The sequence below is a fragment of the Gemmatimonadaceae bacterium genome, from assembly GCA_036003045.1.
Classification (GTDB): domain Bacteria; phylum Gemmatimonadota; class Gemmatimonadetes; order Gemmatimonadales; family Gemmatimonadaceae; genus JAQBQB01.
Genome location: DASYSS010000057.1, coordinates 1 through 13,363 on the forward strand (window position 1 = coordinate 1; position 13,363 = coordinate 13,363).

General features: G+C 65.8%; 13 protein-coding genes. 11 read left to right on the plus strand and 2 right to left on the minus strand.

The window, feature by feature from the left end; genetic code table 11:
• From VGQ44_14520 to mnmA, 11 genes are all read left to right on the plus strand, one after another.
• The coding region (locus VGQ44_14520) for a TolC family protein (protein HEV8448041.1) at window positions 1-322 on the plus strand (322 nt) is incomplete at its 5' end.
• A gap of 15 nt (window positions 323-337) precedes the next feature.
• A complete protein-coding gene (locus VGQ44_14525; GenBank protein HEV8448042.1) occupies window positions 338-1,627 on the plus strand; it encodes an efflux RND transporter periplasmic adaptor subunit in 1,290 nt (429 codons plus the stop codon).
• Window positions 1,624-2,430 (plus strand): ABC transporter ATP-binding protein, encoded by an 807-nt coding sequence (locus VGQ44_14530; GenBank protein HEV8448043.1) that lies wholly within the window; start codon window positions 1,624-1,626, stop codon window positions 2,428-2,430. The genes VGQ44_14525 and VGQ44_14530 overlap by 4 nt, the downstream gene beginning before the upstream one ends.
• A gap of 90 nt (window positions 2,431-2,520) precedes the next feature.
• Entirely contained in the window at window positions 2,521-3,765 is a 1,245-nt protein-coding gene (locus VGQ44_14535) for an ABC transporter permease (GenBank protein ID HEV8448044.1), read from the plus strand.
• Window position 3,766: 1 nt separating this feature from the next.
• Window positions 3,767-5,023 (plus strand): ABC transporter permease, encoded by a 1,257-nt coding sequence (locus VGQ44_14540; GenBank protein HEV8448045.1) that lies wholly within the window; start codon window positions 3,767-3,769, stop codon window positions 5,021-5,023.
• Entirely contained in the window at window positions 5,023-6,264 is a 1,242-nt protein-coding gene (locus tag VGQ44_14545; GenBank protein ID HEV8448046.1) for an ABC transporter permease, read from the plus strand. The genes VGQ44_14540 and VGQ44_14545 overlap by 1 nt, the downstream gene beginning before the upstream one ends.
• Window positions 6,261-7,526, plus strand: coding sequence for an ABC transporter permease (locus tag VGQ44_14550; protein HEV8448047.1), 1,266 nt, complete (start codon window positions 6,261-6,263; stop codon window positions 7,524-7,526). The genes VGQ44_14545 and VGQ44_14550 overlap by 4 nt, the downstream gene beginning before the upstream one ends.
• 36 nt (window positions 7,527-7,562) lie before the next feature.
• The gene (gene bshB1 / locus VGQ44_14555; protein ID HEV8448048.1) at window positions 7,563-8,306 is read left to right on the plus strand and encodes a bacillithiol biosynthesis deacetylase BshB1; all 744 of its coding nucleotides are present in this window, start codon (window positions 7,563-7,565) and stop codon (window positions 8,304-8,306) included.
• On the plus strand, window positions 8,303-9,052 hold the full coding sequence (locus VGQ44_14560) for a tryptophan 2,3-dioxygenase family protein (GenBank protein ID HEV8448049.1): 750 nt from the start codon (window positions 8,303-8,305) through the stop codon (window positions 9,050-9,052). Before bshB1 ends, VGQ44_14560 begins: the two co-directional genes overlap by 4 nt.
• 18 nt (window positions 9,053-9,070) lie before the next feature.
• On the plus strand, window positions 9,071-10,240 hold the full coding sequence (locus VGQ44_14565; protein HEV8448050.1) for a cysteine desulfurase family protein: 1,170 nt from the start codon (window positions 9,071-9,073) through the stop codon (window positions 10,238-10,240).
• A 7-nt stretch (window positions 10,241-10,247) separates the two neighbouring features.
• On the plus strand, window positions 10,248-11,402 hold the full coding sequence (gene mnmA, locus VGQ44_14570) for a tRNA 2-thiouridine(34) synthase MnmA (protein HEV8448051.1): 1,155 nt from the start codon (window positions 10,248-10,250) through the stop codon (window positions 11,400-11,402).
• An 88-nt stretch (window positions 11,403-11,490) separates the two neighbouring features.
• Here the strand turns inward: mnmA and dnaJ are convergent, their stop codons facing one another.
• Both dnaJ and VGQ44_14580 read right to left on the minus strand, forming a co-directional pair.
• Complete coding sequence (dnaJ, locus tag VGQ44_14575) at window positions 11,491-12,636, minus strand: molecular chaperone DnaJ (GenBank protein ID HEV8448052.1); 1,146 nt, start codon at window positions 12,634-12,636, stop codon at window positions 11,491-11,493.
• A 16-nt stretch (window positions 12,637-12,652) separates the two neighbouring features.
• Entirely contained in the window at window positions 12,653-13,285 is a 633-nt protein-coding gene (locus tag VGQ44_14580) for a nucleotide exchange factor GrpE (GenBank protein ID HEV8448053.1), read from the minus strand.
• Between the last annotated feature and the right edge of the window lie 78 nt (window positions 13,286-13,363).

Genomic DNA, 13,363 nt, shown 5'->3' on the forward strand with positions numbered 1-13,363 from the left:
GCAGGCGAAGGTGACGCGTGACAACGCGAACTACGCCCTCAAGGCCCGCCAACTCCAGGTCACCACTGACGTCACCAACGCGTACCTGTCGTTGATCGCCGCCGCGAAGACGGTGCAATTGCAGGAGCAAACGGCTCAGAAAGCCGCCGAGGAGCTCGCGGCGGTGGAAGAGCGGTACAAGGTCGGCGCGGCGACGTTCCTCGAAGTCACCACGTCGCGCGGCTCGTACGAAACGGCGCAGATCGGCCGGGTCAACTCCATCTACGATTACCATACGGCGTTCGCCAATCTCGAGAGCGCAGTCGGGCGCCCACTCCGCTGAGGACTGCTGACCATCATGGGTAAGAAATCGAAGATCGCGATCGGAGTCGTGGCCCTGGCGGGCCTCGTATCCGTCTTCGCGTTCAGTGCCTCCAAACGGGGCAACAAGGCGGTCGAAGTCCGCATCGAACCGGTGCAAAAGCGCGATCTGATCGCGTCGGTCACCGCGAGCGGACAGGTTCGGCCGCAGACGAAAGTCGACGTCGCCTCCGACGTGAGCGGCAAGATCACCAAGCTCGCCGTCAAGGAAGGCCAGATGGTGAAGCGGGGCGACCTGCTGCTGCAGATCGATCCGACGCAGGCGCAGGCCGCCGTCGAGCGCGCCGAGGCGGTGCTTGCGTCGAGCAAGGCCCAGCTGACCCAGTCGCAAGCGAATCTCGAGCAGGCCCAGAAGAGCTACGATCGCTCCGCACAAATCAAGAAGGCGAACGCGCAGCTCATATCCGATGAGCAGCTCGAACAGCTGAAAACCGCCGTGGACGTGAACGCGGCGTTGGTTGACGCGGCAAAGCACGCGGTCGATCAGGCAGTCGCCGGCGTCAACGACACCAAGAGCTCGCTGGACAAAACGACCATCTACGCGCCGATGTCTGGCCAGATCACGCGTCTCGACGTCGAGCAGGGTGAGACGGCCATCCAGGGCACGCTGAACAAGGACGCGGCGACGCTCCTCACGATCAGCGACATGTCCGTGCTCGAGACGCGCGTGAAGGTCGACGAGACCGACGTTGCGCGCATCGCAGTCGGCGACTCGGCGCAGATCCAGCTCGACGCGTTCCCGGACACGACCTTCCTGGGCCGGGTCACGCGCATCTCGAACAGCTCGGTCAAGGGCACGAGCGCCACCACGACGACCGACCAGGCCGTCGACTACGAGGTGACGATCCAGCTCCTGAACGCGCCCAGGGACACGCGTCCCGACTTCTCCGCCACCGCCAAGGTGATCACGGACAAGAAGACGCACGTCCTGTCGGTGCCGATCATCGCCCTCACGGTGCGCGAGAACCAGGCGCTCCAGCAGGGAGATACGGCCGTGGGGTTGGGCAAAACCAAACCCGCGAAAGAAGTTGGCAAGAAGGACGTGGAAGGGGTCTTCGTGGTCGGCACGGACAACAAAGTGACCTTCCGGCCCGTAAAAGTAGGTATAGCCGGCGAGAAGCACTTTGAGATTCTCGACGGTGTCAAAGAGGGAGACCGGATCGTCGCCGGTACCTACCAGGCGATCCGCGACCTGAAGGACGGGACCATCGTTCGAGAGACCAAGCCGGACCCAAAGAAAGCCGCCACCCCGGGGACCAAGTCGTGAACCCAATCGTAGAAACACCGCTCGGCGAAACCGCCGAGCGGCAGGTCGTTACAGGCAAGCCAGGAGCCGCGCCAGAGTCGAAGTGGATCATCGTAACGCGCGGTGTGAAGCGCGAGTACGACATGGGCGGCGAAGTCGTCCGCGCACTGCGCGGCGTCGACCTCGCCATCGGGCGCAACGAGTACGTCGCCATCATGGGTCCGTCGGGCTCGGGCAAGTCGACGCTGATGAACGTGCTCGGATGCCTCGACACGCCGAACGGCGGCGAGTACTGGCTCAACGGCCAGCTCGTCTCGAAGATGAGCGACGACGCTCTGGCTCGCGTGCGGAACAAGGAGATCGGGTTCGTCTTTCAGACGTTCAACCTCCTTCCCCGCGCGACGGCACTGCACAACGTCGAGCTGCCGCTCGTGTACGCCGGCGTCGGCGCCGACGAGCGGAAGCGGCGCGCCATCGAAGCGCTGACCAAGGTGCAGCTCCAGGACCGCATGGACCACCGGCCGAACGAGCTCTCCGGCGGTCAGCGCCAACGCGTCGCGATCGCCCGCGCGCTGGTCAACAATCCCTCGATGCTGCTCGCCGACGAGCCGACCGGTAACCTCGATTCTCAGACCTCCGAAGAGATCATGAGAGTGTTCGAGTCCCTTGCCGACGCGGGACAAACGGTCGTCATGGTGACCCACGAGCCGGACATCGCGTCTCATGCGCGCCGAATCGTCGTGCTGCGCGACGGGCTCATCTCGACGGATGAGCGCCGGGAACAGTTCACCGCCCGCCTCGGCGCGACGAACGCGCACTCGTAACTTCGCCTGCGGTTTTCCCGTAAGAACGGGAGACGTCTGACGGCGGGGGGCATCCCGACCCGAAAGCGTCTCCCGCTCGCATTTCAGACCATGTCATTCTTCCAAGCCGTTCGACTTGCGTGGGAAACGATCCGCGTGCAGAAGCTGAAAAGCTTCTTCACCGTGATCGGTGTGACGATCGGCGTGACGTTTCTCATCGCCGTCGTCTCGATCGTCAGCGGAATGGGTCGCTACATGAAGGACGACCTGATCGGCAAGCTCATCGCCGTCAACTCGTTCAACCTCCGCTCCCGACCCGATATCCAACTGGGCGACGTGACCCAGGACGAGCTGCGCGAATGGCGTAAGCGCCCGCACATCATGGACTCCGATGTGCCCGCGGTGGCGGCGGCGCTCGCGCCCGACGTCCTCTGGGCCACCGAGAGCGGCAGCAACCTGAACGTGGAATCGGCGTACGCCTCGCCGCGCAACACGCAGTGCTCGACCGTATCCGAGCAGTGGTTCACCATCAAGAAGATGGGCGTGTCGCAAGGTCGCCCGATCGCGCCGCAGGAATACGAGATCGGGGCGCCGGTCGTGATCGTCGGACAGGACGTCGCCGACCACTTCTTTCCAAATCTGAATCCGATCGGGCGCGCCGTTCGCATCCAGGGCATTCCCTACACCGTCGTCGGCGTGGCCGAGTCGCAGGGGAGCGTGTTCGGCATGTCGCTCGACAAGTTCCTGATCGCGCCCGAGCGTGCGCCGCTCAACCGCTGGGTGAACCCGCACGGCGTGATCGACCAGATGGTCATTCAGGGGCCCTCCGACGAAGGAATGAAGGAGGCCATGGAGGCCACGCGCTCGGTGATGCGGGCACGGCACCATTTGCACCCGTCGCAACGGGACAACTTCGCGCTCGAGACGTCGGATTCAGCGCTCGAGTTCTGGAACAAGCTGCAGGGCTATCTCATCGTCGCCGGCATCGCGTTGCCGACGGTGGGGCTTGTCGTCGGCGCGATCGTGATCATGAACATCATGCTCGTCGCCGTCGCCGAGCGCACGCGTGAGATCGGAATCCGGAAGTCGCTCGGCGCGCGCCGCCGCGACATTCTGAACCAGTTCCTGGTCGAATCGGCGACGCTGGCGACCATCGGCGCCGCGTTGGGCGTCGCCCTCGGCATCGGCTTCGCCAAGGCACTCGCCGCGATCTCGCCGCTGCCGGCGTCCGTTGAGATCTGGTCGATCTTCGTCGGCGTCGGCGTCGGCGCCGGAGTCGGCCTCATCGCGGGCGTCTATCCCGCGAGTCGCGCGGCGATGCTCGATCCGATCGCCGCCATGCGCCAGGAGACCTGACATGTCCGATCTTGGCGTGCGGGTCTTCAGCCTGTTCGAGGGAGTCGGCATCGCGCTCGACTCGCTCAAGTCCAATCGGGTCCGCGCCGCGCTGACGATTCTCGGCGTCGCCGTCGGCGTGTTCGTCGTCGTCGTCATCTCGGCGGCGATTCATGGGATCAATGCCAGCGTCGCTCGGGATTTCGAGAAGGCGGGGCCGAAGACGTTCTTCCTGTCGCGCTACCCGATCACGTTCGAAGCGTGCGATGGCACGGACGACACGTGCAAATGGCGCCACAATCCGCATTTCAATCTGTCCGACGCGCAGATGCTCAACACCTTGCCGAGCATCATGGCCGCCGAGGCGCAGCTCGGGCTGAGCAAAGAAGTGCGGTATCACGACAACGTATTGAGCAGCACGCAGGTCATTGGCGCGATGGCGAACTGGACGCTCATCGACCACGCCGGCGATCTGTATCCCGGGCGTAGCTTTACCGAGGCCGAGGCGGCGAACGCCGAACGCGTCGTGATCGTGAACGACGAGATGGCCAAGCGGCTGTTCGGCGACTCCGATCCACTCGACAAGGTCGTGACGATCGGCGGGTCACCGTTCACGGTGATCGGCGTGTACCACTACGAGGCCAGCTTCCTCACCGGCGGCAACCGGCCGCGCGCGATCGTGCCGTTCGAGACGGCGTATCGCACGCTCAAGGGCGGCATCGGCAACATGGGGATCGCGATCCTCCCGCGCGACGAAGTGACGCGCGACGAGGCGGAGGACGACGTCATCGCCGCCATGCGAGCGCGGCGCGGGCTTCGGCCCGGCGTCGACAACAACTTCGCGATCATCACGCAGGATCAGCTGCTCAACACGTACAACAAGATCTTCGGGATGTTCTTCCTCGTCATGATCGTGTTGTCCGCCATTGGGCTGATGGTGGGCGGCGTCGGCGTCGTGGCGATCATGATGATTTCGGTCACGGAGCGCACGCGTGAGATCGGCGTCCGCAAGGCGCTCGGCGCGACGCGGCTGACGATCCTCTGGCAGTTCCTCGTCGAAGCGGTGACGCTCACCGCCATCGGCGCGATCATCGGCCTGCTCTTCGGCGGCATCGCGTCGGTGATCATCCGCAACGCGACGCCGATCAAGGCGTCGGTCCCTCCGCTCGCGATCGTGGCGGCGCTCGGCGCGAGCGCGATCACGGGCGTGTTGTTCGGAATGCTGCCCGCGATGCGGGCGTCCAAGCTGGATCCGGTCGAAGCCTTGCGCTACGAATAATGCCGATCTTCGAGGCAGTGCGCCTCGCGCTCGCCCAGATTCGCGTCCAGAAGCTCAAGAGCTTCTTCACGCTTCTGGGTGTGATGATCGGTGTGATGTTCTTGATCGCGGTCGTGTCGATCGTCGAAGGCATGGGCCGCTACATGGAAGACGACTTCGCCGGTCGTCTCCTCGGCGCCAACACGTTCACGCTTCGCCGCTTTCCGTGGTTCGGCAACCACGTGACTCGCGACGAATGGCTCGAGTGGCAGCGGCGCCCGCGTTTCTATCAGGCGGACGTGGCGTTCGTGCGGTCGGTCCTGCCGCCGGCGGCGCGCTGGGCCGTGGAGAGCCAGGACAACACCAACGCGTCGACGCAGTACGCACGCCCGCGACAGGTCGACGCCCACGCCGTCGACGGCGACTACTTCGTCATCAAGAAGTACGATCTCGCGTCGGGACGCACGATCGCGCCGCAGGAGTACGAGCTCGGCACGCCCGTCGTCGTGATCGGTGAGGAAGTCGGGAAGTATTTCTTTCCGAACCTGAATCCGCTCGGCCGCGAGCTGCGCATCGGCGGCATCCCGTACCAGGTCATCGGCGTGATCGCGCACCAGGGGTCGCTGTTCGGCCAGTCGCTCGACCAGATGGTGATCGCGCCGTTCGGTTCTCCGCTCCACCGCCTCACGAATCCGCGCGGCGACATCGATGGACTGCTCGTGCAGTCGTCGAGCACGATGATGATGGACGATCTGATGGAGGTCGTGCGCGAAGCGCTGCGCGCGCACCGGCATTTGCGTCCGGCGCAGCAAGACAACTTCGTGATGGAGACGACCGCGTCGGCGCTCCAGTTTTTCGAGCGCATCAAGAACACGATGACGATCATCGGCGCCGCGCTGCCCGGACTCAGCTTGGTCGTCGGCGGCATGGTGATCATGAACATCATGCTCGTTTCCGTCGCCGAGCGGACACACGAAATCGGGATCAGAAAATCCCTCGGCGCTCGACGGCGCGACATTCTCCGCCAATTCCTCGTCGAATCCGCGACGCTCAGCACGGTCGGTGCGATGATCGGCATCGCGCTCGGCATCGCGGCCGCCAAGATCATTTCTATGAAAACGCCGCTGCCTGCGGCAGTGGCGCCCTGGTCGCTCGTCGCGGCGACGCTGCTCGGTACGGTCGTCGGGATCGCGTCGGGCGTCTATCCCGCGCGCCGCGCGTCGCGACTCGACCCCATCGAAGCGCTGAGACACGAGACGTGAGATTCCTCGCGCATGCATACGAGGGCGTGTTCATCGCGCTCGAGGCGATCCGCGGGAACAAGTTTCGCGCGGCGCTCACCATCATGGGCGTGGCGGTCGGCGTGTTCGTGGTGGTGGCGCTGTCGTCGGTCGTGCGCGGCGTGAACGAATCGTTCGCGCGCGACGTCGCGGCGGCGGGACCCACGTCGTTCTTCGTCTATCGCCGGCCGCTCAATCCGTTCCAGAGTTGCGACCCCAGCGATCCCGATGCCTGCCCCGAGCGCCGCAACCCGGCGATCACCAACGACGAAGCGAACGGCATCGGGGCGCTGGCGACGATCTACGCCGTCACGCAACACGTCGCCGGCGGCGCGGAGTTCAAGTACAAGGACCGCTCGCTCAACGCGGGCATCGAGTACTACTCGGCGAATTGGACCGACGTCGACGGCGGCGACATCCAGCCGGGACGCAGCTTCACCCAAGCCGAGAATGCCGGCGGCGCGCGCGTCGTGATCGTGAACGACAAGATGGCGCAGCAGCTCTTCGGCGCCTCGGACCCGATCGACAAAGTGGTGATGGTCAACGGCGCACCGTTCACGGTGATCGGGCTCTATCACTACACCGCGAGCCCGATGGGCACGCCGACGTCGGCGGGCGGCGGTGACTCGCCGAAGGCGATCATCCCGATCGAGACGGGCCGGCGCCACATGAACCTGTGGGTCCGCGGAAACAACCTCATCGTCAAGCCGCGCGCGGGTGTCGGCGTACAGGACGCGGTCGACGACGTCACGGCCTATCTGCGCTCGAAGCGAGGCCTGCGCCCGCGCGACCGCACCAACTTCGCCGTCGTTACGCAAGACCGGCTGATGGACGTCTACAATCAGCTGTTCGGGACGTTCTTCGTCGTCGGAATCGCGCTCTCCTCCGTCGGACTTCTCGTTGGCGGCATCGGGGTCATCGCGATCATGATGATCTCGGTCACCGAGCGCACGCGCGAGATCGGCGTCCGCAAGGCGCTCGGCGCGACGCGCGGCACGATCCTGTGGCAGTTCCTCGTGGAGGCGGTGACGCTCACGGGCATCGGCGCGGCGGTCGGACTGATTCTCGGGTTCGCCGCGACCGTCATCGTGCGTACCGCGTGGCCGTCCATTCCGGCCTCGACGCCGCTCTCGTCGATCATTTCCGCGCTCGCCGCCAGCGCCGTCACCGGCGTGGTGTTCGGCATGCTGCCGGCCGTCCGCGCAGCTCGCCTCGATCCCGTCGCCGCGCTGCGCTACGAGTGACCCGGGCGGCGACAGGGCCCCTGTAGATTTCGCGCCATGTCCGCCCCCTCCCCTTCCGACAACGGCCGAGTGGACGTGCTCGCGATCGCCGCGCACCGCGACGATTGTGAGTTGACCTGCGGTGGAACGCTCGCCCGCGCCGTGCGCCAGGGCCACCGCGTCGGCATTCTGGATCTCACGCAGGGTGAGATGGGCACTCGCGGATCCGCGGAGGTTCGCGCGGACGAAGCGACGCGAGCGGCGAAGGTGCTCGGCATTACCCTCCGCGAGAACCTGGCCCTCCCCGACGCCGCGATCATGAACGACCCGCCGACTCGGGAAAAGCTGGCGCGCGCGATTCGCCGGCTCCAACCGCGCGTGGTCATAGCGCCGGCGCTCGAAGGCCGCCACCCGGACCATCACGTATCGGCCCAGCTCGTGCGCGACGCGTGCTTCATCGCCGGATTGGCGAAGGTCGCCCCCGATCGGGCGAAACATCGCCCGCTCAAGATCCTCCATTGTCTCGCCTACCGGCAGGACTTCATCCGGCCCTCGTTCGTCGTCGACGTCTCGGACACGTTCGAGCTGAAGATGGAAGCCATTCGCTGCTACAAGTCGCAGTTCGAGGGGGAGACGCAAGCCGGCGAGGTGTACCCGAGCGGCGAGCCGCTCGAGGACGTCGTTCGCCACTACGGCGCGTATTACGGAACGCTCATTCGGCGTCGCTACGGCGAGCCCTATTTCACGACGGAGATGGTCGCGGTGGACGACGTCGCCGCGCTCGAGGTGTCGACGTTTTGAGCGAGGTCAACTACCAGTCGTATCTCTCGCTCGACGAGCTGCTGTCGCTCCAGCGGCCGCTCTCGTCGCCGGAGCACCCCGACGAGCTGCTGTTCATCGTCGTGCATCAGGCGAGCGAGCTGTGGTTCAAGGCGATCCTGCACGACATCGACGGGCTCGTGGACTCGCTCGTCAAGCACGACGCCGGACAGACGCTTTGGCACGTGCAGCGGCTGAACGGTCTCATGCGAATCGTGTCGGCGCAGCTCTCTTCGCTCGAGACGCTCCCGCCGCAGCACTTCGCCCAGTTCCGGAAATTCCTGGGCACGTCGAGCGGACAACAGAGCGTGCAGTTCCGGGCGATCGAAGCGGCGTCCGGGCTTCGTGACGCGCACTTCATGCAAGTGCTCGAGGAACACGGCTCGATCCCCGATCTCGTCCGCCGAGCGCTCGACCGGCCGACGCTTCAGGATCTCTTTCTGCGGCTGGTCGAGGCAAGCAACACGACGTTGGAGGACCTCTACCTTGGGCCGGGCCCGAAGATGCTCTTTTTCGTGGCCGAGGCCTTGCTCGAATACGAGCAACAGTTCGCCCAGTGGCGCTTCAAGCACGTCCAGCTCGTGGAACGGGTGCTCGGCCCGAATACCGGCGGCACCGGCGGAACGCTCGGTTCCCGCTATCTAATGCGGACGATCGACCAGCGCTTTTTCCCCCGCCTCTGGGAGGTCCGCTCGCGGTTCTTCGGCAGCCCTGATCGAAAGACGTAAAGAGCCTATATTGTTGCCATGCCGGAGCCTATCTACCTCGACCACGCCGCCACGACCCCGGTCCGCGCCGAGGTGCTCGAGGCCATGCTGCCGTTCTACGGGCCGCGCTTCGGGAACCCGTCGAGCATCCATCGTTGGGGGCGCGACGCTCGCACGGCGCTGGACGAGGCGCGCGAGCGCGTCGCCCACTGTCTTGGCGCGCAGCCCGACGAAATCTGCTTCACGTCGGGCGGTACCGAGGCGGACAATTTCGCGATTCTGGGCACCTGGCGCGCGCTCCACGGAAGCAGCCGGAACGCCGTCGTTACCTCGCCGATCGAGCACAAGGCCGTGCTCGGCGCGGTTCATCAGGCGGGGCACGAGGGAGCCGCAGAGCGTCAGTGCGCGGTGCTTTCGACAGGCGTCGTCGACGCCGCATCGTTCACTTCGGTCGTCCGCGACGATACGACGATCGCCAGCGTCATGTGGGTGAACAACGAGATCGGCACGGTTCAGCCGGTCGCCGAGCTGGCCGCCCACGCGAAGAGCGTCGGCGCGATCTTCCACACCGACGCCGTACAGGCGTTCGGCAAGATCACGATCGACGCCGCAGCGACTCCGTTCGACCTCCTCTCGGTGTCCGGCCACAAGATCGGCGCGCCCAAGGGAATCGGCGCGATGTTCATCCGCCGAGGCATCGGGATTGAGCCGCTGTTGCACGGTGGCACGCAGGACCGCGGCCGTCGCGCCGGCACGGAGAACGTCGCCGCGATCGTCGGTCTGGCTCGCGCCGCGGAGCTGGCCGTTGCAGAGCGTGAGGAAGACTGTACGCGACTCTCGGCGTTCCGCGACCGCCTCGAGCAGGCGCTCGTCGCGCGGATTCCCGATGTCGTGATCCACGGCCGCGGCGCCCCAAAGCGCGCGCCGCACATCCTGAACGTCTCCGTGCCCGGCACCGACAGCGAATCGATGCTCATGGCGCTCGACCTTCGGGGCATCGCCTGTTCGGCCGGTTCGGCGTGTCAGAGCGGAAGCGTCAACGCGTCGCACGTCCTCGAGGCCATCGGCGTCCCGCCGGAGCTCGGCAACGCGGCGATTCGCATGAGCGTCGGCTCGCTTACGACCGACGCCGCGATCGATCGCGTGGCCGAAGTCTTCCCGGCCGTCGTCAACAAGGTGCGCGGCATGTCCGCCGCCGCCGCGGACTGATGGATCGATGAACGTAGTCAGCAGTTCCGGTCCACCCGTCCACTCGTCCACCCGTCCACCCGCTCGAGGGCGCGTTCTCGTCGCCATGTCCGGCGGAGTCGACTCTTCGGTCGCCGCCGCGCTTCTCGTTGAACAGGGCTACGACGTCGTGGGCGCGACGATGAAGCTCTTTTGCCACGACGGCGACCTGCCGGACCGCCCCTGCTGTTCGCTCGATTCGGTGAACGATGCGCGCCGCGTCTGCCACACGCTCGGCATTCCGCACTACGTGCTGAACCTCGAGAGCGCGTTCGGCCGCGACGTCGTCGACGATTTCGTCGGCGAGTATTCGCGCGGACGCACTCCGATTCCGTGCGTCCGCTGCAACACGTTCACGAAGTTCCGCGACCTCGTCGCCAAGGCCGACGGAATCGACGCGCGCTGGGTGGCCACCGGACACTACGCTCGCGTCGTCGATGGCGTGTTGCATCGCGGCGTCGATCCGTCGAAGGACCAGTCGTACTTCCTCTGGGGAATCAACCGCTCCGTGCTATCGCGGATGATCCTGCCCGTGGGCTCGCAGACGAAGCCGGAGACACGCGCCGTCGCGCACCGCCTCGGCCTCGAGGTGGTGGCGGAGAAGACCGAGAGTCAGGACATCTGCTTCGTCCCCGACGGCGACCACACGAAGATCATTCGCCAGCGACTCGGCGACGACGCGCCGTCGCTCGCGCGCGGACCGTTCGTGCTCTCCAACGGAGAGATCGCCGGCACGCACGACGGCTTCGCACGGTTCACGATCGGGCAGCGCCGTGGCCTGCCGGGCGGATTCCGCGTGCCGATGTTCGTCGTGGAAATTCGTCCGGAAGACCGCGCGGTCGTGATCGGCCCGCGCGAGGAGTTGCTCGGACGCGGCGTGATCGCGCGCGGCATGAATTGGCTCGTCGACGCGCCCGATGTCGGCGCCCGAGTCGAAGTTCAGGTGCGCCACCGCGCGGCGCCCGCCCGCGCCGAGATCGTGCGCGTAGACAGCGACGAAGTCGAACTGGCGCTCGACGAACCGGTCGCCGCGATCACGCCGGGCCAATCGCTCGTCCTGTACGACGGCGCGCGTGTGCTCGGCGGTGGCTTGATCGAGCGTGGAATGCGGGGGCGGGGGGCGTTGCCGGTTTTAGCGGCGTAAAAAGGGGTGGACGGGTGGACGGGTGGACGGGAAACTACCTCAGTTCTCAGATCTCGGTGGTTCGCTGTCCACCTGTCCACCTGTCCACCTAGTACTTCAATCCCCCCGCATCGGCGAAGTCCCGCATCGCCTTCTCCTGCTCTTCGGTGAGCTTTTCTGGCACGCTCACCTGCACCTCGATGATCAGGTCGCCCTTGTGGTCGTCCTTCGTGATGCCCTGACCTCGCACGCGAAAGCGTTTTCCCGCGGGAGTGCCGGGTGGGATTTTGATCGCGACTTTTTTGCCGTCGAGCGTCCGCACGCTGATCTTCGAGCCCAGCGTCGCTTGCGCGATGTTGATCGGCACTGGCGCGACGACGTCGAGGCCTTCGCGCCGGAAAAAGCGGTCCGGTTCGACTTGGAACGTGATTAGCAGATCGCCGGCGGGGCCGTTTCGCGTGCCGCGCCCGCCCTGTCCCTTGAGACGAATCTTCGTTCCCGTGTCGACGCCCGGCGCAACGGTGATCATCACCTTCTTTCGCGTACGAACCTCGCCGACGCCGTTGCACGTCGGACATCGCTCGCTGGGAACGGTTCCCTTCCCGAGACACATCGGGCAAGGACGCTGCACCGCGAACCCGCCCTGGCCGAACGAGATCGTTCCGCGGCCCGAGCACTCAGGACACGTCTGAATCTTCGCGCCGGGCGCGGCACCGGTGCCGTGGCAGGTCGGACACTCCTCGTTCACCTCGAGCTCGATCGGCACTTTGCCGCCGAGGGCCGCGACGCGAAACGGAATGTTGAGTTGCGACTCGATGTCCTGTCCCCGCTCCGGTCCCCGCGGCCGCGATCCGCGAGCGGCCCCTCCGCCGCCGAACATCGAGCTGAAGAGGTCTCCGATGCCGCCCAACCCGACGTCGTTGAAGTCCTCGAACCGGAATGACCCGCTGGCGAACGGATTCTGCGCGCCAGCCCCCCCGGGCTGCTGCCCAGGCCGTCGCTGCCCTCCGCCGCCCCCGAAGCCGCCGAATGCGCCGAGTGAGCGCATCGTGTCGTACTGTTTGCGCTTCTCGGCGTCGCCCAACACCTGGTAGGCTTCCGAGATTTCCTTAAAGCGCTCGGCGGCCTTTGGGTCGTTGGGGTTTTTGTCGGGATGGTGCTTGGCGGCGAGCTTCCGGTACTGCTTCTTGACCTCGTCCTGCGAAGCGGAAGCGGGCACGCCAAGGACCGAGTAGTAGTCCTTCGTCTGAGCCATATCGATCAGTACGTGCTCAGCCGTTCCACTGCTTCACGACCACGCGCGCCGGGCGTAAAAGCTGGCCGTTGAACAAGTAGCCCACCTGGAAGACGCGCGAAACGACGTGGTCGTCCTCGGGCGATAGGGCCGGTTCCGTGACTACCGCCTCATGGAGGGCGGGGTCGAAAGTTTGGTCGATTGGGTTGATCAGCTGAAGACCCGCCGCGCCAAGCGACTTCAAGAACTTCCGCTCGACCATCTCTACGCCCTGTACGAGGGTCGAGGGATCGACCGTAGCGGGATCGACGTGCGCGAACCGCCCAAGGTCGTCGAGCGCGTCGAGTAAGTGCTTGGCGAGATCGGCCTGAGCCCGGCTCGTCAACTCCCCCCGCTCCCGCGCGGTTCGCTTGCGATAGTTGTCGTATTCGGCGGCGAGCCGAAGGTATTTGTCGCGTTCGGCAGTCAGCTCTCTCTGGGCATTTCCGCCACCCACGACCGGGTCGGCCTGGGCGACGTCGGAGTCGCCGGGATCAGCCTCGGGCGCGAACGCCTCCGCCGGAAGCTCGCGGATTTCGTCGGTCGGACTGGCCGCGTCCCCGTCGGCTTGGCGGCCGGCCCCGTCGGCCGCGCGTGAGGACTCGGCCTCTGGCTTTTTCGGATGCTTCATCGTTCCTGAATGTTCGCGGTACCGGTGGCGGGGTGCAACGGCCATACCCTGTATCACTGCCGGATCGACAGCACGCCT

What these genes read in the sequence shown, in the direction of transcription:
- dnaJ (HEV8448052.1), bottom strand. Translation starts at nt 12,636, where the DNA reads ATGGCTCAGACGAAGGACTACTACTCGGTCCTTGGCGTGCCCGCTTCC.
- bshB1 (HEV8448048.1), top strand. Translation starts at nt 7,563, where the DNA reads ATGTCCGCCCCCTCCCCTTCCGACAACGGCCGAGTGGACGTGCTCGCG.
- VGQ44_14540 (HEV8448045.1), top strand. Translation starts at nt 3,767, where the DNA reads ATGTCCGATCTTGGCGTGCGGGTCTTCAGCCTGTTCGAGGGAGTCGGC.
- VGQ44_14580 (HEV8448053.1), bottom strand. Translation starts at nt 13,285, where the DNA reads ATGAAGCATCCGAAAAAGCCAGAGGCCGAGTCCTCACGCGCGGCCGAC.
- VGQ44_14545 (HEV8448046.1), top strand. Translation starts at nt 5,023, where the DNA reads ATGCCGATCTTCGAGGCAGTGCGCCTCGCGCTCGCCCAGATTCGCGTC.
- mnmA (HEV8448051.1), top strand. Translation starts at nt 10,248, where the DNA reads ATGAACGTAGTCAGCAGTTCCGGTCCACCCGTCCACTCGTCCACCCGT.
- VGQ44_14565 (HEV8448050.1), top strand. Translation starts at nt 9,071, where the DNA reads ATGCCGGAGCCTATCTACCTCGACCACGCCGCCACGACCCCGGTCCGC.
- VGQ44_14535 (HEV8448044.1), top strand. Translation starts at nt 2,521, where the DNA reads ATGTCATTCTTCCAAGCCGTTCGACTTGCGTGGGAAACGATCCGCGTG.
- VGQ44_14525 (HEV8448042.1), top strand. Translation starts at nt 338, where the DNA reads ATGGGTAAGAAATCGAAGATCGCGATCGGAGTCGTGGCCCTGGCGGGC.